The organism is Actinomyces haliotis (genome assembly GCF_015355765.1).
Taxonomy (GTDB): Bacteria; Actinomycetota; Actinomycetes; order Actinomycetales; family Actinomycetaceae; genus Actinomyces; species Actinomyces haliotis.
On the sequence record NZ_JACWNA010000009.1, the window covers coordinates 50,986 to 67,201 of the forward strand.

Consider the following 16,216-nt stretch of genomic DNA (forward strand, 5'->3'; position numbering starts at 1 on the left):
GCCGAGATCGTCACGCTGCCGGAAACGCCGTTCACGCACCGTACGCCTCTCGGCGTCGTCGCGCTCCCGAAACGAGCACCGTGCGGCACGCGTGCGGCCTGTGGAGCGACCCGGCCCTGAGCACCGGCGGAGGGCGGGCACCCAGTGGGGTGCCCGCCCTCCGTGAGCGGTGCTGCGCCGTCGGCCGACCGAGGCCCCGTCGATGGCGCGGCGTCAGGACGTCGTCAGCCCTCCTGCGGTGCGGCGCCGTCGGACGTGACCGGCGTCGTCGGGGCGACAGGAGTCGTCGGCGAGGTGGCGTCCTCGGTCCCGGAGACCGGGGCGACACCGAGGCCGTCGATCTCGGGCGCCTCGTCCTCGAGCGGGTCGGAGCCGACCTTCGGGTCCCAGGGCTCGCCGCGGAAGGTGAACTCCCCGAGGATGCCCTCACCCTCGGCGTCGACGACGACCTTCTGGCCGCGCTCGATCTCGCCGAAGAGGATCTTCTCGCTCAATGCGTCCTCGATGTCGCGCTGGATGGCGCGACGCAGCGGGCGCGCGCCGAGGACCGGGTCGAAGCCGCGCTCGGCCAGGAGCTCCTTGGCGGCGTCGGTGAGCTCGATCGTCATCTCCTGCTCGGCGAGGCGCTTGTCGAGGCGGGCGACCATGAGGTCGACGATCTCGCGCACCTCCTCCTTCGTCAGCTGCGGGAAGACGATGAGGTCGTCGACGCGGTTGAGGAACTCGGGACGGAACTGCTGCTTGAGCTCGCGGTTGACGTGCGACTTCATCTCCTCGTAGTCCATCGTGCCGCCCTCGGTGGACTGGAAGCCCGTGGCCACGGCCTTGCCGATGTCCTTCGAGCCGAGGTTCGTCGTCATGATGATGACGGTGTTCTTGAAGTCGACGAGTCGGCCCTGGGAGTCGGTGAGGTGCCCGTCCTCCAGGATCTGGAGGAGCGAGTTGAAGATGTCCGGGTGGGCCTTCTCCACCTCGTCGAAGAGGACGACGCTGAAGGGACGACGGCGGACCTTCTCGGTGAGCTGGCCGCCCTCGTCGTAGCCGACGTAGCCCGGAGGGGCGCCGAAGAGGCGCGAGACGGTGTGCTTCTCGGCGAACTCGGACATGTCGAGCTGAATGAGGGCGTCCTCGTCGTCGAAGAGGAACTCGGCGAGGGCCTTGGCCAGCTCGGTCTTGCCGACGCCGGTGGGGCCGGCGAAGATGAAGGAGCCGCCGGGGCGCTTGGGGTCCTTGAGGCCGGCGCGGGTGCGTCGGATCGACTTCGACAGGGCCTCGATCGCCTTGTTCTGGCCGATGACGCGCTTGTGGAGCTCGGCCTCCATGTTCATGAGCTTGGCGGACTCGGCCTCGGTCAGCTTGACCACGGGGATCCCTGTGGACATGGCGAGGACCTCGGCGACGAGGTTCTCGTCGACCTCGGCGACCTGGTCGAGGTCGCCGGACTTCCAGGCCTTCTCCTTCTCGGAGCGCTCCTCGGTGAGGCGGCGCTCGTCGTCGCGGAGGGCCGCGGCGCGCTCGAAGTCCTGGTCGTCGATCGCCGACTCCTTCTCGCGCTTGACGTCGGCGATCTTCTCGTCGATGTCGCGGAGCTCCTGGGGGGCGGTCATGCGGCGGATGCGCAGGCGCGCGCCCGCCTCGTCGATGAGGTCGATCGCCTTGTCCGGCAGGTAGCGGTCGTTGATGTAGCGGTCGGAGAGCTTGGCCGCGGCCTCGATGGCGTCGTCGGTGATGACGACGCGGTGGAAGGCCTCGTAGCGGTCGCGCAGGCCGGCGAGGATCCCCATGGTCTCCTCGATGGAGGGCTGCTCGACGGTGACGGGTTGGAAGCGGCGCTCGAGGGCCGCGTCCTTCTCGATCTTGCGGTACTCCTCGAGAGTGGTGGCACCGATCGTCTGGAGCTCGCCGCGGGCCAGCATCGGCTTGAGGATGCTGGCGGCGTCGACGGCGCCCTCGGCGGCGCCGGCACCCACGAGCGTGTGGATCTCGTCGATGAACAGGACGATGTCGCCGCGCGTGCGCACCTCCTTGAGGACCTTCTTGAGGCGCTCCTCGAAGTCGCCGCGGTAGCGGGAGCCGGCGACGAGGGAGCCCATGTCGAGGGAGTAGAGCTGCTTGTCGCGCAGGGTCTCGGGGACGTCGCCGTGGACGATCGCCTGGGCGAGGCCCTCGACGACGGCGGTCTTGCCGACGCCGGGCTCGCCGATGAGGACGGGGTTGTTCTTGGTGCGCCGGGAGAGGACCTGCATGACCCTCTCCATCTCCTTGTGGCGGCCGATGACCGGGTCCAGCTTGCCCTCGCGCGCGGCGGCGGTGAGGTTGCGACCGAACTGGTCGAGGATCGCGGAGCCGGAGGGGGTGCCCTCCTTGGAGGCGGGGCCGCCAGCGTTGACGGTCTCCTTGCCCTCGTAGCCGGAGAGCATCTGCATGACGGTCTGGCGGACCGTGGACAGGTCCGCGCCGAGCTTGGTGAGGACCTGGGCGGCGACGCCCTCGCCCTCGCGCAGGAGGCCGAGCAGGATGTGCTCGGTGCCGATGTAGTTGTGGCCGAGCTGGAGGGCCTCGCGCAGGGAGAGCTCGAGGACCTTCTTGGCGCGCGGCGTGAAGGGGATGTGGCCGGAGGGGGCGGACTGGCCCTCGCCGATGATCTCGACGACCTGGGCGCGCACGGCGTCCAGGGAGATGTCCATCGACTCCAGGGCCTTGGCGGCGACTCCCTCGCCCTCGTGGATGAGGCCGAGGAGGAGGTGCTCCGTGCCGATGTAGTTGTGGTTGAGCGCTCGGGCCTCGTCCTGGGCCAGGACGACGACGCGGCGGGCGCGGTCGGTAAAGCGTTCGAACATCGCTGGTTTCTCCTCGGCACGTGCTTTCGGGTGGTCGCGCCCGGCGGTCTCGCGCGGGGAGGCTCGGAGAGCCGCCGGAGACAGGGCGCTGGCACGTGCTGGTAAGGCTAACCGCGGGGGTGGGGGCGGCATGCCACTGTTCGCAGTGGGCGTGGAGGCGGGTTGAGTCGAGGAGACTCAGGGTTGAGGTGGTGCTGCCTGCGCTTCGCATGTCGGGACCCCCACCGCCCGCGCCCCGTTGCACCCCTCGCGTCGGCTTGCGCCCTGTGCGCCCCGTCGATACGTGCCAACGACGCGCACAGGGCGCGAATCGGAGCGCAGGGTGCGAAGCAGTGATGGTGACGCGGGCTCACTCGGGCCACGGCACCGAGCACCTCCAGTGCGAGCGCGCGGCCGTGCGCATCCCCGAAGAAGGCGCCAGATGGGGCCACAGCGGTCGCCCGAGCTCGATGAGGCCGCCGTAAGAAACACCGAGCCAGCCCGTTTGGCGCGAGTCAGCCCGAGAACCAGGCGCACTCGCGCCAAACGGGCTGACTCGAGCCGGTGCTGGCACCTCCATACCGCCGGCTGCGTCCGTCAGTAGTCGATGCCGTAACCGCGGAGCGAGACGTCAACGCCGACGGGCTCGCGGACGAACTGGATCAGGCTCGTGCGCGTCAGCGACGCGACGGCGGCGAGCGAGCTCCCGGGCCGGGGTGTCAAGGCGTGGGAGGACCGGCGTCCGGTGCGGGCGACGTCGTGGGCGGCGGGCGAGAGGGCGGTCATGGTGGTCTCCTGAGCGTGACGCGGCGGGACGGAGCGGTTCGGGCAGCGCTCAGGCGGCGTCGCCCTGGGGACGGCCCGTCGCCTCGTGGTCGGCGACGAGGGCGAGGTAGTGGTCCTCGAGGCTGGGCGGGCGGCCCTCCAGGCCGGGCACCTCGCCGTCAGCTCCCGCGAGCCGGTCGGTGAGCTCGGCGACGAGCGCCGTCGGGCGGGTCGTCCTGGTGCTGCGAGGCGTTCTCCCCTCGAGCCAGGAGACGAGGCACTCCGAGCCGGCCGAGCGGGCGAGCTCGGTGACGGTTCCGTCCTCAGCGAGGCACCCGCCGAGGCGGCGGCGCCTCCTACCGGAGAGGCGGCCGGCCCGGGTGCGGGCGTCATCGGCGAGGCCGACCCGAGCGATGGTGGCGGCGACGTCGGCGGGCTCGACGTAGAAGCGGGCGGAGGACGCGACCGCCTCCGTCACCGTGAGGTCGACGAGGTCGTGGGAGGACTGGGAGACGACGCCGAGGCGGGCGCGCCAGGCGCGACCGGCACGGCGGGGCTCCTCACCGAGGACGCGCACCTCACCGGCGTCGGGACGGAGCAGACCCTGGAGGATCTCGACGGTCGTCGTCTTGCCTGCGCCGTTCGGGCCGAGGAGGGCGAGGACGATGCCAGGAGCGACCGTGAGGTCGAGGCCGGTGAGGACCTGCTTCGGGCCGTAGGACTTGGTGAGCCCTCGCAGCTCGACAGCGGGGGCGGCGGTCATGTCGTTCACAACACCAGCCTCGGTGCCGCGACGGCTCGCCGGTAGCGACCGGACGGCTCACTCGGGCGCCCACCGATCGGTGGACAGCAGATCGTGGCCCCGAGTCCCGGCGGGCCCTCCGAGGTCACGTCCCGCACGCACCGCCCGCACACCAATGCACCCTTCGCCCCGGTTTGCACGCTGTGCGCGGCTTCGACACGTACCGACGGCGCGCGCAGGGTGCGAAGCGGCGTGGTAGGTGCGGAGCAGCGAGGCGGGTGCGAAGCGGCGCGGTCGGTGCAAAGCGGAGCAACGGGCCCGACGCGGCGCGCGCGATCAGGCCTCGACGAGGATCGTGACCGGGCCGTCGGCCTCCATGTCGATGAGCATGTGGGCACCGAACCTGCCCGTCGCCACCTCCAGGCCACGCGAGCGCAGGTCCGCGGCCACCGCCTCCACGAGGGGCTCAGCCACCTCCCCGGGCGCGGCCGCGTTCCACGACGGGCGGCGCCCCTTGCGCACGTCGGCGTAGAGCGTGAACTGGCTGACGACGAGCACCGGCGCGCCAAGGTCCGTGACGGACACCTCGTTCCCCCGCTCGCCCTCGGACGCGGGGCCGTCGAAGAGGCGCAGCTCCGCGATCTTCCGGGCGACCGTCGCCACCTGCTCGGGGCCGTCGTCGTGCGTGGCGCCGACGAGGACGAGGAGGCCGGGCCGGGTGATCTCACCGACGACCTGCGGGCCGCGGCCGTCGCCGTCGTCGACACGGACGGCGGCCCGGACCACCCGCTGAAGGACGGCGCGCATCAGCGCCGCCAGCCGCCGTCGCCGCCCGGCCTGCCACCGCGCCCGTCGCGGTGGTTCGGCCGGGTCTGGCTGGAGCCGTCCGCGCGGCGCACGCGCGAGCGCACCCGCACCGGCTTGAGGTAGTCGAGCGCGGGGCGGACGTCCGCGAGGTAGACGGCGTTCGCGACGAAGCCGAGCAGACCGAGCATCGATCCGGAGCCGAGGAGCAGCACGGCGATGAAGCCGGCGGCGTTGACGCCCATCCAGAAGCCCTTCGTCCGCTTGCCTGCGGCCACGAAGTGGTCGGCGGGGCGGCGCAGGACGTCGACGAAGGCGAGGACTCCCACGATGACCGCCGCCCACTGCAGCGCGAGGTACGCCCAGTGGACGAGCAGCTGGGTGTACACGGCGAGGGTGGCGAGGACGTTCACGCTGGCCACCCTAACGGCGCGCCACGGCTCAGTGGAGAAGCGACTTGCGGAGTCCCTCACCCGGGCGCTGCGCCGGGCTCGCGGTCGCTCGCCCCTCCGGGGTCACGAGGAGCTCCTGGGCGGCGTCGACGCGTCCGAGGACCTCAGGCACAGCGCCCTCCTCGATCTCCGCGGGGTCCTCCGTCACCTCGACGGTGAGGGCTGCGTCGGCCGGGACGTTGCGCTTGATGAGGGCGAGGGCCATCGGGCCGAGGTCGTGGTGGCGAACGACCGAGGTGACCGTCCCGACCTTCTTCTCCCCGAGGCGGACGACGGCGCCCGGCAGGGGCAGCTCGCCGGCCAGGCCGTCGAGCTGGAGGACCGTGAGGCGGCGCGGGGGCCGGCCGAGGTTGAGCGTGCGGGCGATGGTCTCCTGCCCGGGGTAGCAGCCCTTGGTCACGTGGACGGCGGTGCGCAGCCAGTCGAGCTCGTGCGGGATGACGCGGGAGTCGACCTCGCGCGCCCACCGCGGCCGGCCGGCCTCGACGCGCAGCGCCTCCCAGGCCAGCGACCCGGCGAGCGACCGGGACGCGCCCGGACGGTCCTCGCCGCCGCGCAGGAAGCCGACGGCGACGGCCTCGGCGTGATCCTCGGGAACGAGGACCATCCCGGCGCGGTAGCCGGTGCCGGGGTGGGGGCGCTCCAGGCCGACGTCGTAGCTGGTGCCACCGTCGGTGACGCCGGGCCACGGGTCGCGCCAGGTGCCGAGGTGGGCGCCGGCGTCCGTTGCGGCGGCCTCAAGGGCGTCGATCCCGTCGCCCATCGCGCCGAGGGCGACGACGTCGGGCAGGGAGGCGACCTCGACGCGCAGCATGAAGCGCATGGAGTCGAGAAAGGCGGCGAGGGCCTCGCCATCGCCCGCCTCCGTGACGAGGAGCAGACGCTCGCCGTCGTCGAGGGCCGCCATGGCGTGGTCGACGTGGCCCTGCGCGTCCAGCAGCAGGGTCTCTGCCCCGCCGTCGCCCGGGGTCAGGCCCGTGAGGACCTGGCTGGACAGCGTAGTGAGCCAGGACACCCGGTCGGGACCCGTGACGGCGACGACGTCGCGGGCGAGCGCGGTGACGGCGCGGCCGGCCTCGAGGGCGTTCTGCTCGCGCAGCGGGCTGCCGTAGTGGGCGGGGACGGGCGCGTCGACGTCGCCCTCGGAGTTGGGGGCGGCCCCGTCGCGGTCGAGCAGGGGGCTGCGGCGCATCAGGCCTCGGTCCCCTCGCCGGCGTCGTCGGCGTCGGCAGAGTCGTCACTCGCGAGCTCGGAGCCGACGCCGGCGCGCAGCGCCTCGTCCTTGGCGATGGCGTCGCGCAGGGCCGCACCGGGCTCGTTCCCGGGGTCGTTCGGGTCCTCGACGCGGCCCAGGCGGCCCGAGGCGTAGGTCCTGAGCTCCTTCTCGCCGAAGGCGGCCATGTCCTGGGTCCACATGAGGTCGCCGCGGACGAGGCCGAACATGCGGGTCATCTCGGTGAGCTCGGCGGAGGTGCGGGTGCGGCCGACGGCCTGGGTGGAGACGTTGGCGCGCGGTCCCTGGATCCAGCCCTCCCAGACGGCGACGTGGCCGGCGGGGTCGTTGGTGACGAGCTCGAGGGTCGTGATGGGGGTCTTGGTGTCGGCGTCGTCGGAGTCGGGGGTCTCCTGGCCGACGGGGCGCCAGTAGGTGGTCTCGGTGGACCAGACCTGGGCGGGGGTGATGCGCTCGGCGCCCTCGAGGCCGGGCATCTCGAAGTCGAGGTTCTCGCTCTTGGTGGCGTCCAGGGTCCAGATCGTCGTCGTCTGGCGGACGTAGGGGCCGCCGTCGTGGTCGAAGGTCATCTCCTGGTAGACGGCCTGCTCGGGCACCGTCTCGCCGTAGGTGAGGATGCCGTAGCCGCGCCAGGTGCCGATGAGCCAGGCGAGCGGGTAGATCTCGGGAGACAGGTCGTCGGGGAGCGTGAAAGCCATGGCGGCAGGGTACGTGTCCTGGCGCCGACGACGCCGTGTCGGGAGGCACGATCCCGCTTCGCCCTCGGCTCAGACGAGCGCCGTGACCGCCCAGGACAGGAGCCCGGCGACGGCGCCCGCGGCGGGCAGGGTGACGAGCCAGGAGAAGGCGATCCGACCGACGGTCCCCCAGCTCACCTGCCGGCCGCGCGGGGCGAGCCCGGCGCCCGTGATGGCGGCGGCGGCCGTGTAGGTCGTCGAGACGGGGGCGCCTCCGACGAAGGCCGCCGCGTAGAGGACGACGGCGCTCACCGACTGGGCGACGAAGCCCTGGGAGGCGTCGATGGGGGCGATCTCCCCACCGAGGGTGCGGATGATCCGCAGGCCGCCCGTCCACGTGCCCGCGGCGAGCGCGAGAGCGGAGACGAGTCGCACCCACAGCGGCACCGAGTCGACGGCGCCCGCGGCCGCGAGGCCGGTGGACCCTCCCGCAACGAGAGTGAGGAGGATGACGCCCATGGTCTTCTGCGCGTCCTGGAGGCCGTGACCGAGCGCCATCATCGCGGAGGAGACGGCCTCGAGGAGGCGGAACCGCGTCATGGTGCGCCCGTAGGGCTGGGCGGCGAGCCACGTGCGCAGGAGGCGGGTCAGCACCCAGGCGGCCACGAGCCCGATGACGGGTGAGAGGACCATCGGGGTGACGGCGACCTGCGGGAGGCGCTCCCAGTGCACCTGGGCTCCCCCGGCGAGGCCGGCGCCCGCGAGCGCGCCGATGAGCGCCTGGGAGGAGGACGACGGCAGGCCCCTCCACCAGGTCGCGAGGTTCCAGGCGAGGGCGGCGACCAGCGCGGAGCCGGCGATGAGGAGCCCGCGCACCCCGACGACGTCGTCGACGTCGAGGATCCCGGAGCCGACCGTGAGGGCCACCTGCGTGCCGAGGAGGGCGCCGAGCAGGTTGAGGACGGCGGCCATGGCGAGAGCGCCGCGGGTGGTGACGGCCCGGGTGGCGATGGAGGCGGCGACGGAGTTGGCGGCGTCGTGGAAGCCGTTGGTGAAGGCGAAGCCCAGGGCGATGACGACGACGAGCCCTGTCAGGAGGGAGGTGCCCACGGCGGCCCTCAGCCCTCGCGCATGGCGAGCAGCTCGATGCCCTCGGCGAGGAGCTCGAAGGCGTCGGCGGCGGCCTCGAGCCGCTCGAGGACCTCCTTGACCTTGACGAGCCGGATCGCGTCCTTCTCCGTGGCGAAGAGGTCGGCGATGGCGGTGCGGTAGACGAGGTCCGCCTCGTTCTCGAGGGAGTTGATCTCGACCCAGTACTCGCGGAGGGAAGCGGCGGCGCGCAGTGACGGGACGGCGGCGGCCGTGAGCTCGGCGCAGCGCTGGAGGATCTCGACCTGCCGCGTGCAGGAGGGCGGAAGGGCGCCGACCTGGTAGAGGACGACGGCGTCGCCGGCCTCGTCGACGAGGTCGATGCAGTCGTCGAGGAGCCCGCCGATGCGGCGCAGGTCCTCGCGGTCGACGGGGGTGACGAAGGTGTCCGCAACGAGGCGCTGGAGGCCGTGGTGGATCTCGTCCGCCTCGGACTCGACGGCGTGGAGCTGCTCGCGCAGGCGGTGGCGGTCGTTGAGGTCGGCGGCGACGACGCGGCCGACGAGGGCGCAGCTCGCCTCGAGGCGGGCGGCGAGCTCGACGAGGGCGTGGAGGAGCTCCGCGTCGTTGTTGCGGGGGTGCAGGCGCACGCTGTCTCCTCTGCTCGCGGGGCGGGGACCGGGGTCCCGGGGTGGGACCCGCGGTCCGGTGGGCGACCGGCAGGTTAACCGTTGAAGGTGAACAGGTTGCCCGGGGGTGTACGGGCACGTCCTGGGGGACCACATCGCGGCCCCGGACGTGGATCGCCCCGCCCCGAGCGGTGCTCGGGGCGGGGCGGAAGGAAGGACGTCGGGCCGGAGAGCGCCAGTCGGCGCGAGTGCCGCTCGTGGCGGCTTGAGTTGGAGCCCGGGGCCCGTCGCGACCCGACGTCGCGAACGAGGATACAGGCGGCCCGGCCCGAGGACGAACGCGTCCGCCCGCCGCGGAGACGGGAAGCCGGACGGCGGCGTCGTGGTTCCAGGAGCGAAGGGCCTCGGAGAGGCCGTCGGGGATCAGTCGGCCTCTGGCGGGTCGAGGCGGTAGCCGACGTTGCGGACCGTCCCGATGAGGTGGTCATGCTCCGTGCCGAGCTTGGCCCGCAGGCGACGGATGTGGACGTCGACCGTGCGCGAGCCGCCGATGTAGTCCTCGCCCCAGACCTCGTCGAGGAGGGCCTCGCGCGTGAGGACGCGGCCCTGGTTGAGGGCGAGGTACTTGAGGAGCTCGAACTCCTTGTAGGTGAGGTCGATGATCTGCCCGCGGATCCGCGCCGTGTAGGCGGTGACGTCGATGATGAGCTCGCCGACCTCGATGCGGTCCTCGCCCTCGGCCTCCGGGGCGGGGGCGCGGTGCCGCAGAAGGCGCAGGCGGGCGGAGAGCTCGGCGGGGCTGGCGGCAGCCATGACGAAGTCGGCAGCGTCCCAGTCCGACTGGAGGACGGCAGCTCCGCCCTCCTCGAGCACGAGGAGGACCGGGGCGCAGTGCATCGGGCCCGTGAGGAGCTGGCACAGGGCGCGTGCGCGCATGAGGTCGCCGCGCGCGTCGAGCATGACGACGTCGGCGTCGTCGATGGCCGCGTAGGAGGCGGGGGTGGGGACGAGGCAGTCGACGTGGGAGTCCAGGAAGGAGGCCGAGGGCAGGACGTCGGCGACGTCGGCCTCGTGAGTGAACATGATGATGCGCAAGGCGGCTCGCTCCTTCCGCCCCGGCCCGCGGGGCTGGTGTCAGTACACCACAAACGGCTGGGCCCGATGTGCGACGATGCGCTCCGTGGACACGAGAGGCAGCAGCCAGGCTCCGAGCGCGGTGGACTACGGGACGCGCCGCGGGGGCAACCAGCCGGTTGAGTCCGGTCTGGCCGATCCCGGCTGGACCCGTCTCGCCTTCGCGTGCCTCGTCCCCGTCCTCCTCGCCGCCACGGCGCCGCTGCCCGTGGCCGTGCGACTCGCCCTCGTCGTCGTCCTCGTGCCGCTCACCGCGCAGGGCTGGCCGGCCCTCGTCCGCTCGCGTCACGACCAGCGGGCGACGACGGTCGTCACCGTCACGGGCCTGGTGGCGGCGCTCGTCGTGGCGTGGCGGCACGACTTCGGGGCCGCGGGCCTCGTCATGGCCTTCTCCGTGCTCGGTTCCTTCGTCGCGCAGATGACGCGGCACGACGGTCGCGGGGAGCTGGTCGAGGACCTCTCCGCGACGGTGACGGGGAACCTCGTCGTCGTCTCCGGGGCGGGCTGGTGCGCGCTGGCGCCCGGGACGGCGGACCCTGCGGTCATCGTGCCCTGCGCGATCGCCCTGCTCACCGGAGCGCTGCTCACGACGCTCGAGGTGCGCGCGACGATCCTCGAGGCCCTCACGGTGGCGGTGCCGGCGCTCGTCGCCGCCGTCGTCGGGGGCGTGCTGGCTCTGGTCGGCTTCTTCGGCGCCGCGCACACGGGGGCGACGGCGGCCCTGCAGTCCGCGGGGGCCTGCCTGCTCGTGGGGCTCGTGGCGGGCGTGCTCATGGCGGCGGCGAACCGGGTGCTGTGGACGCACCGCTGGGTTCCCGGCGGACGCGCCGCCGTCACGAGCGCGATGGTGCCGATCCTGGCGCTAGGAGCCCCCGTCTACGCGATCGCCCGCCTCATGGGCGGCTTCGTCGCCGGCTGACCCTCTCGTCCGCCTTCTCTGACGCTCCCCTCTCACACCCTCCTCTGACGCCGAGTTCGAAGGGTAGGCGCCCAGATCGACGGAGAACCGTGCGATCTGGGCGCCTACCCTTCGATCTCGCGAGCACGGCGGGGCAGGGCCACCTCAGGATGAGGACGACGCGCGGCGGTGCTCGCCGACCCCGGCACCCAGGCACAGGAGGGCGAAGGCACCCCAGGCTGCGACGGCCCAGAGTCCGGCGTCGACCGCCAGTGACACGACGGCGAGACCGGCGGTCACCAGCGCGATGACGAACCAGCCGACGGCGAGGTTGCGATAGGAGGTGTGCGCTACGACCGGGTCGGCGTCGACGGCGCGGCGGGCCCACACGCCCACGGGACCGAGCTCGCCGATCGGGTCCTCCCCTGCCAGCTCGCGAGCCTCCGCGGCGAGAAGCTCCCGCTGACGGCGAGGCAGGAGGTGGACGACAGCGAGGCGCAGGTCCAGCGTCCGGTACCAGCGCTCGGTGCTCATCGAGCTGACGCTCGGCGCCTCTCCGGCGTCGACGAGACGCCAGCCGGCCACCATGAGAACGGCGCCCGCCGGCATCGCCAGCCACCACGGCCCCTCAGGACCGGGGACGAGGTGCGCACCCATGACGGCCCCGACGCCGAGGACGAAGGTGAGCAGCCCGAGCCCGGAGGTGCGCAGCTCACCGAAGCCGTAGCTGCGGATGGCCGCCCAGAATCCGCCGACCGCCGCGATGAGTCCTCCGAACAGGACGAGCTGGGGCAGCCCGAAGGCGTCCGAAGTGCCGCCGTTGTCACCGACGACGTGCTGGAGCGGCCAGACGAGCACGAGGTAGATCCCAACCAGGACGGCGACGCCCGAGCACTGGGCGAGGACAGTGGCGGTCTGGCGCTCCTCGGCGTCGACGGCGTCGTCGTCGGGCTGGGCACCGACGAGCCCCTCGACGACGGAGGCCGGGGTCCCGAAGGCCTCATCGAGCGGCTCGGGGGCGCGTCCATCAGCGGCCTCGTCGGCCCGGAGTGCGAGGGCCGCCTCACGGTGCTCGACCATGAGACGACCGCCGGTCTCGCCGGACACGTCGTCGCGGCGCAGGACCTCGAGGCCGAGCGCGTCGAGCCAGGCGCGGTCAGCCTTCGACAGGGCTGAGAGGTCGGGTCGGGAGGTCATCGCGGTCTCCTTCTCGGTCAGGGACGGCCGGCGCGTGCCGGACGTCCGGGCATGAGGCAGCTGAGGGTTCAGGGCCGGGCGGCGGCATCGTGACGAGCGGGCGCGGCAGGGCCGAGCACTCCCCCGACGGCGCCGGTGAAGGCCGCCCACTGCTCGCGGTGCTCGAGGAGGCGGGTCAGCCCGTCGGGGGTGATGGCGAGCATCTTGCGACCGGGTCCGCCGTCGCCGGCCGCCCAGGAGGCCTCAATGAGGCCGTCCTTCTCGAGCGTGGCGAGGACCGGGTACAGCGCACCGCCCTTGACGTGCCCGAGGCCGGCCGCCTCGAGGGCCTGGGCGATGGCGTAGCCGTAGGTCTCGCCGCGCGCGACGACGGCGAGGACGGCCGCGGGCAGGAAGCCGCGCAGCCAGGTGCTCGGGTAGCCCTGAGCCTCCGAGGCGCCACCACTCTTGTCAGATGCCATGCCTAGATCATCAACACGACTAGTCAGGTTGTCAACCTACTCGAAGGGTGCGGCGTGATCGCCACGCGCCGAGATCGAAGGGTAGGCGCCCAGATCGACGGAGAGCCGTGCGATCTGGGCGCCTACCCTTCGATCTCGGCACTGAGTGGGACAGCGCGAGGCCGGGCTGGAGCTGGGACGGGGACCCGCCCGCGGGATCACCCGAAGCGGCCGGAGATGTAGTCCTCGGTGGCCTTCTCGTGCGGGTTGGAGAAGATCGTGTCGGTCGTGTCGAACTCGACGAGCTTGCCGGGCTTGCCGGTCGCCTCGAGGTTGAAGAAGCCGGTCATGTCGCTCACGCGGGAGGCCTGCTGCATGTTGTGGGTGACGATGACGATCGTGTAGTCCGTCTTGAGGTCGCTGATGAGGTCCTCGATGGCGAGCGTCGAGATCGGGTCGAGCGCGGAGCAGGGCTCGTCCATGAGCAGCACGGAGGGCTTGACCGCGATGGCGCGGGCAATGCAGAGGCGCTGCTGCTGACCGCCGGACAGGCCCGAGCCGGGCCGATCGAGACGGTCCTTGACCTCGTCCCACAGGTTCGCGCCGCGCAGGGAGGTCTCGACGAGCTCCTCGGCCTCGGACTTCCTCATGCGCTTGTTGTTGAGCTTGGCGCCCGCGAGGACGTTGTCCGCGATGGACATCGTCGGGAACGGGTTGGCCCGCTGGAAGACCATCCCGATGGCGCGGCGCACCTGGACGGCGTCGACGCCGGGGCCGTAGAGGTTGACGCCGTCGACGACGACCTCGCCCTCGACCCGCGCACCGGGGATGACCTCGTGCATGCGATTGAGCGTGCGCAGGAAGGTGGACTTGCCGCAGCCCGACGGGCCGATGAGGGCCGTGACGGTCTTGGGCTCGATGGTGACGTTGACGTCCTGCACGGCGAGGAAGTCGCCGTAGTAGATGTTCTCGTGACGCACGTCGATGCGCTTGGACACGGGGTTCCTTTCAGGTGGCGGCGGTGAGGGGCTCGGCTGCTTCGCGGGGTTCCGCGTTCAGGGCCTGCCGTCCTTCGGGCTGAAGTACTTGGAGATGAGGCGGGCCAGGAGGTTGAGGAGCATGACGATGATGATGAGCGTCAGGGCTCCGGCCCAGGCCCGCTCCATGGCGGACGCGTCCCCGCGAGAGTACTGGTCGTAGACGAGGACCGGGAGGGTCGCCATGGAGCCGTCCAGCGGGTCGAAGTTCGTCTTGAGCGGCAGACCCACCGTGATGAGCAGCGGGGCCGTCTCGCCGATGACGCGGGCGATGGCGATCATGACGGAGGTCGTGATGCCGCCGATGGCCGTCCTCAGGACGACGCCCACGATCGTCTTCCACTTCGGCACGCCCAGGGCGTAGGCGGCCTCGCGCAGCTCGTTGGGGACGAGCTTGAGCATCTCCTCGACGCCGCGGACGACGACCGGGGTCATGAGGACGCTCAGCGCGACGGCGCCGATGATGCCCGACTGGTAGCGGGGCCCGGCGATCGCGAGGAACAGCGAGTACGCGAACAGGCCGGCGACGATCGACGGGATGCCCGTCATGACGTCGACGAGGAAGGTGACGGCCTTGGCCACCCAGCCGCCGTCGTACTCGACGAGGAAGACAGCGGTGAAGATGCCCAGCGGGATGGAGATGAGGGAGGCGATCCCGGTGATCTCGAGGGTGCCGATGATGCCGTGGTAGAAGCCGCCGTTGTCGTCGGTGGCGCCGCGCATGTTGGTGAGCAGGAAGTCCGGGCCGAAGCGGGTGGCGCCGTGGACGACCACCATCCACACGAGGGACACGAGCGGCACCATGACGGTGGCGAAGGCGAGGTAGACGAGGACCGTGAGCATCGTGTTGCGCCCCCAGCGCTCGCCCTCGCGGACCCACGAGACGGCGGTGGAGACGACCGCCCAGGCGATCGCGGTGAGGACGATGATCCCCGCGGGCCTCCAGCCCAGCGCCAGGCCGAGTCCGCCGACGACGACGAAGCAGCCGGCGAGCGTCCACCACAGGAAGCTCCTGGGGAGACGGGTGGCGGTGAGCGGGATGCCCTCGATCCTCGGGGCGGGGTCCGCCAGGGGGTCGGCGGGGTCGTGGACGAGCTCGGGCCCGTCGGAGGTCTTGGTGGAGGACATGTCAGTTGGCTCCCGAGAACTCGGAACGACGGGCGATGATCCAGCGCGCCACGGAGTTGACGGCGAAGGTGATGACGAAGAGGACCAGGCCGGTGGCGATGAGGACGTTGACGCTCATGTTGAACGCCTCGCGGAACTGGCTGGCGATGTTCGCGGCGATCGTCTGGTGCTGGCCGGCCTCGAGGATGTGGAAGTTGATCTTGAGCCCGGAGGACATGATCATGAGGACGGCCATCGTCTCTCCGAGCGCGCGCCCCAGGCCCAGCATGGAGGCGGAGATGATGCCTGAGCGGCCGAAGGGGATGACGGCCTGGCGGACCATCTCGTAGCGGGTGGCGCCCAGCGCCAGGGACGCCTCCTCGTGGAGGGCCGGCGTCTGGAGGAAGACCTCGCGGATCGTTGCGGTGATGATCGGCAGGATCATGACGGCCAGGACGATCGACGCGGTGAGGACGTTCTTCGCCGGGGCGGAGTAGTCCGCGAAGAGCGGGATGAAGCCGAGGTGGTCGGTGAGCCACTGGTAGACGGGGCTGACGAGGGGCACGAGCCAGAGGAAGCCCCACAGGCCGAAGACGACCGAGGGGATCGCCGCCAGGAGGTCGACGAGGTAGCCGAGGCCCTGCGCGAGCGCACGGGGCGCGAAGTGCGAGATGAACAGGGCCACCGCGACGCTCAGGGGCACGGCGATGAGGAGCGCGATGAAGGAGGACAGGACGGTGCCGAAGACCAGCGGCGCGACGTAGGCCCAGAAGCCCTTGCCCTGCATGAAGGTCACGGAGTCGAGGTCCGAGGCGGAGGCGACGAAGGCGGGCGCGGCCTCTCGGATGAGGAAGACGGTGACGAGCGCCAGGATGAGCATGATGACCCATCCGGCGCCGTGGGAGAGCCCGGCGAAGATCCGGTTGCCGGTTCGCCCGGGGGCCCTGCCCGCGACGATGGCGGCGCCCTCGTCGGAGCTGCGGCCGGCGCTCGTGGGCTCGGCGGCGCGTGACTGCGTGGTGGACACGGTCTCGGAGGACCTTCCTGTGTCGGGACGTGTGACTGGTGGGGACGCGGGCGGCGCGGACTCATGAGGGAGCGCGGAGCCGACGTCGTGCGGGCGCGGGGCCCCCCCGCGCCGGGGGGGGGGGCGGCCGGCGGGCCGGCCGGGGGGAAGCGCGCGAATAGTCGC

16 protein-coding genes are annotated in these 16,216 nt (G+C 72.0%); 1 reads left to right on the forward strand and 15 read right to left on the reverse strand.

From position 1 onward, the window contains the following. Nucleotides 1–224 precede the first annotated feature (224 nt). From IXW69_RS06365 to IXW69_RS06410, 10 genes are all read right to left on the reverse strand, one after another. Entirely contained in the window at nucleotides 225–2,840 is a 2,616-nt protein-coding gene (locus IXW69_RS06365; RefSeq protein WP_194785521.1) for an ATP-dependent Clp protease ATP-binding subunit, read from the reverse strand. 576 nt (nucleotides 2,841–3,416) lie between these two features. Next, entirely contained in the window at nucleotides 3,417–3,605 is a 189-nt protein-coding gene (locus IXW69_RS06370) for a hypothetical protein (protein ID WP_194785522.1), read from the reverse strand. A 49-nt stretch (nucleotides 3,606–3,654) separates the two neighbouring features. Beyond that, a complete protein-coding gene (locus tag IXW69_RS06375) occupies nucleotides 3,655–4,347 on the reverse strand; it encodes an ATP-binding cassette domain-containing protein (RefSeq protein ID WP_194785541.1) in 693 nt (230 codons plus the stop codon). Between the two features lie 315 nt (nucleotides 4,348–4,662). Further along, nucleotides 4,663–5,133: a D-aminoacyl-tRNA deacylase gene (gene dtd / locus IXW69_RS06380; RefSeq protein ID WP_194785523.1), complete on the reverse strand. Its 471-nt coding sequence runs from the start codon at nucleotides 5,131–5,133 to the stop codon at nucleotides 4,663–4,665. Beyond that, a complete protein-coding gene (locus IXW69_RS06385; protein WP_194785524.1) occupies nucleotides 5,133–5,543 on the reverse strand; it encodes a DUF2516 family protein in 411 nt (136 codons plus the stop codon). The genes dtd and IXW69_RS06385 overlap by 1 nt, the downstream gene beginning before the upstream one ends. A 28-nt stretch (nucleotides 5,544–5,571) precedes the next feature. Next, the gene (gene ygfZ / locus IXW69_RS06390) at nucleotides 5,572–6,774 is read right to left on the reverse strand and encodes a CAF17-like 4Fe-4S cluster assembly/insertion protein YgfZ (protein WP_194785525.1); all 1,203 of its coding nucleotides are present in this window, start codon (nucleotides 6,772–6,774) and stop codon (nucleotides 5,572–5,574) included. Then, nucleotides 6,774–7,514: an FABP family protein gene (locus tag IXW69_RS06395; RefSeq protein ID WP_194785526.1), complete on the reverse strand. Its 741-nt coding sequence runs from the start codon at nucleotides 7,512–7,514 to the stop codon at nucleotides 6,774–6,776. Before IXW69_RS06395 ends, ygfZ begins: the two co-directional genes overlap by 1 nt. 69 nt (nucleotides 7,515–7,583) lie before the next feature. Continuing rightward, the gene (locus tag IXW69_RS06400) at nucleotides 7,584–8,603 is read right to left on the reverse strand and encodes an inorganic phosphate transporter (RefSeq protein ID WP_194785527.1); all 1,020 of its coding nucleotides are present in this window, start codon (nucleotides 8,601–8,603) and stop codon (nucleotides 7,584–7,586) included. An 8-nt stretch (nucleotides 8,604–8,611) separates the two neighbouring features. Continuing rightward, nucleotides 8,612–9,232, reverse strand: coding sequence for a DUF47 domain-containing protein (locus tag IXW69_RS06405; RefSeq protein WP_323745209.1), 621 nt, complete (start codon nucleotides 9,230–9,232; stop codon nucleotides 8,612–8,614). Nucleotides 9,233–9,634: 402 nt separating this feature from the next. Further along, nucleotides 9,635–10,306: a response regulator transcription factor gene (locus IXW69_RS06410; RefSeq protein ID WP_194785529.1), complete on the reverse strand. Its 672-nt coding sequence runs from the start codon at nucleotides 10,304–10,306 to the stop codon at nucleotides 9,635–9,637. Between the two features lie 85 nt (nucleotides 10,307–10,391). Between IXW69_RS06410 and IXW69_RS06415 the strand changes: the two genes are divergently transcribed. After that, on the forward strand, nucleotides 10,392–11,264 hold the full coding sequence (locus IXW69_RS06415) for a tellurium resistance protein TerC (RefSeq protein WP_323745210.1): 873 nt from the start codon (nucleotides 10,392–10,394) through the stop codon (nucleotides 11,262–11,264). Nucleotides 11,265–11,408: 144 nt separating this feature from the next. Here IXW69_RS06415 and IXW69_RS06420 read toward each other — a convergent pair whose 3' ends face one another. The 5 genes from IXW69_RS06420 to pstC all read right to left on the reverse strand — a co-directional run bounded on the left by IXW69_RS06420 (nucleotide 11,409) and on the right by pstC (nucleotide 16,051). Further along, nucleotides 11,409–12,440, reverse strand: coding sequence for a hypothetical protein (locus IXW69_RS06420; RefSeq protein ID WP_194785530.1), 1,032 nt, complete (start codon nucleotides 12,438–12,440; stop codon nucleotides 11,409–11,411). A gap of 68 nt (nucleotides 12,441–12,508) precedes the next feature. Beyond that, nucleotides 12,509–12,901, reverse strand: coding sequence for a PadR family transcriptional regulator (locus IXW69_RS06425; protein WP_194785531.1), 393 nt, complete (start codon nucleotides 12,899–12,901; stop codon nucleotides 12,509–12,511). Nucleotides 12,902–13,098: 197 nt separating this feature from the next. Next, nucleotides 13,099–13,878: a phosphate ABC transporter ATP-binding protein PstB gene (gene pstB, locus IXW69_RS06430; protein ID WP_194785532.1), complete on the reverse strand. Its 780-nt coding sequence runs from the start codon at nucleotides 13,876–13,878 to the stop codon at nucleotides 13,099–13,101. A 57-nt stretch (nucleotides 13,879–13,935) separates the two neighbouring features. After that, nucleotides 13,936–15,045: a phosphate ABC transporter permease PstA gene (pstA, locus tag IXW69_RS06435; RefSeq protein ID WP_194785533.1), complete on the reverse strand. Its 1,110-nt coding sequence runs from the start codon at nucleotides 15,043–15,045 to the stop codon at nucleotides 13,936–13,938. Nucleotide 15,046: 1 nt separating this feature from the next. Beyond that, complete coding sequence (gene pstC, locus IXW69_RS06440; protein WP_194785534.1) at nucleotides 15,047–16,051, reverse strand: phosphate ABC transporter permease subunit PstC; 1,005 nt, start codon at nucleotides 16,049–16,051, stop codon at nucleotides 15,047–15,049. Between the last annotated feature and the right edge of the window lie 165 nt (nucleotides 16,052–16,216).

What these genes read in the sequence shown, in the direction of transcription:
- IXW69_RS06365 (WP_194785521.1), bottom strand. Translation starts at nt 2,840, where the DNA reads ATGTTCGAACGCTTTACCGACCGCGCCCGCCGCGTCGTCGTCCTGGCC.
- IXW69_RS06370 (WP_194785522.1), bottom strand. Translation starts at nt 3,605, where the DNA reads ATGACCGCCCTCTCGCCCGCCGCCCACGACGTCGCCCGCACCGGACGC.
- IXW69_RS06375 (WP_194785541.1), bottom strand. Translation starts at nt 4,347, where the DNA reads ATGACCGCCGCCCCCGCTGTCGAGCTGCGAGGGCTCACCAAGTCCTAC.
- dtd (WP_194785523.1), bottom strand. Translation starts at nt 5,133, where the DNA reads ATGCGCGCCGTCCTTCAGCGGGTGGTCCGGGCCGCCGTCCGTGTCGAC.
- ygfZ (WP_194785525.1), bottom strand. Translation starts at nt 6,774, where the DNA reads ATGCGCCGCAGCCCCCTGCTCGACCGCGACGGGGCCGCCCCCAACTCC.
- IXW69_RS06395 (WP_194785526.1), bottom strand. Translation starts at nt 7,514, where the DNA reads ATGGCTTTCACGCTCCCCGACGACCTGTCTCCCGAGATCTACCCGCTC.
- IXW69_RS06420 (WP_194785530.1), bottom strand. Translation starts at nt 12,440, where the DNA reads ATGACCTCCCGACCCGACCTCTCAGCCCTGTCGAAGGCTGACCGCGCC.
- IXW69_RS06425 (WP_194785531.1), bottom strand. Translation starts at nt 12,901, where the DNA reads ATGGCATCTGACAAGAGTGGTGGCGCCTCGGAGGCTCAGGGCTACCCG.
- pstA (WP_194785533.1), bottom strand. Translation starts at nt 15,045, where the DNA reads ATGTCCTCCACCAAGACCTCCGACGGGCCCGAGCTCGTCCACGACCCC.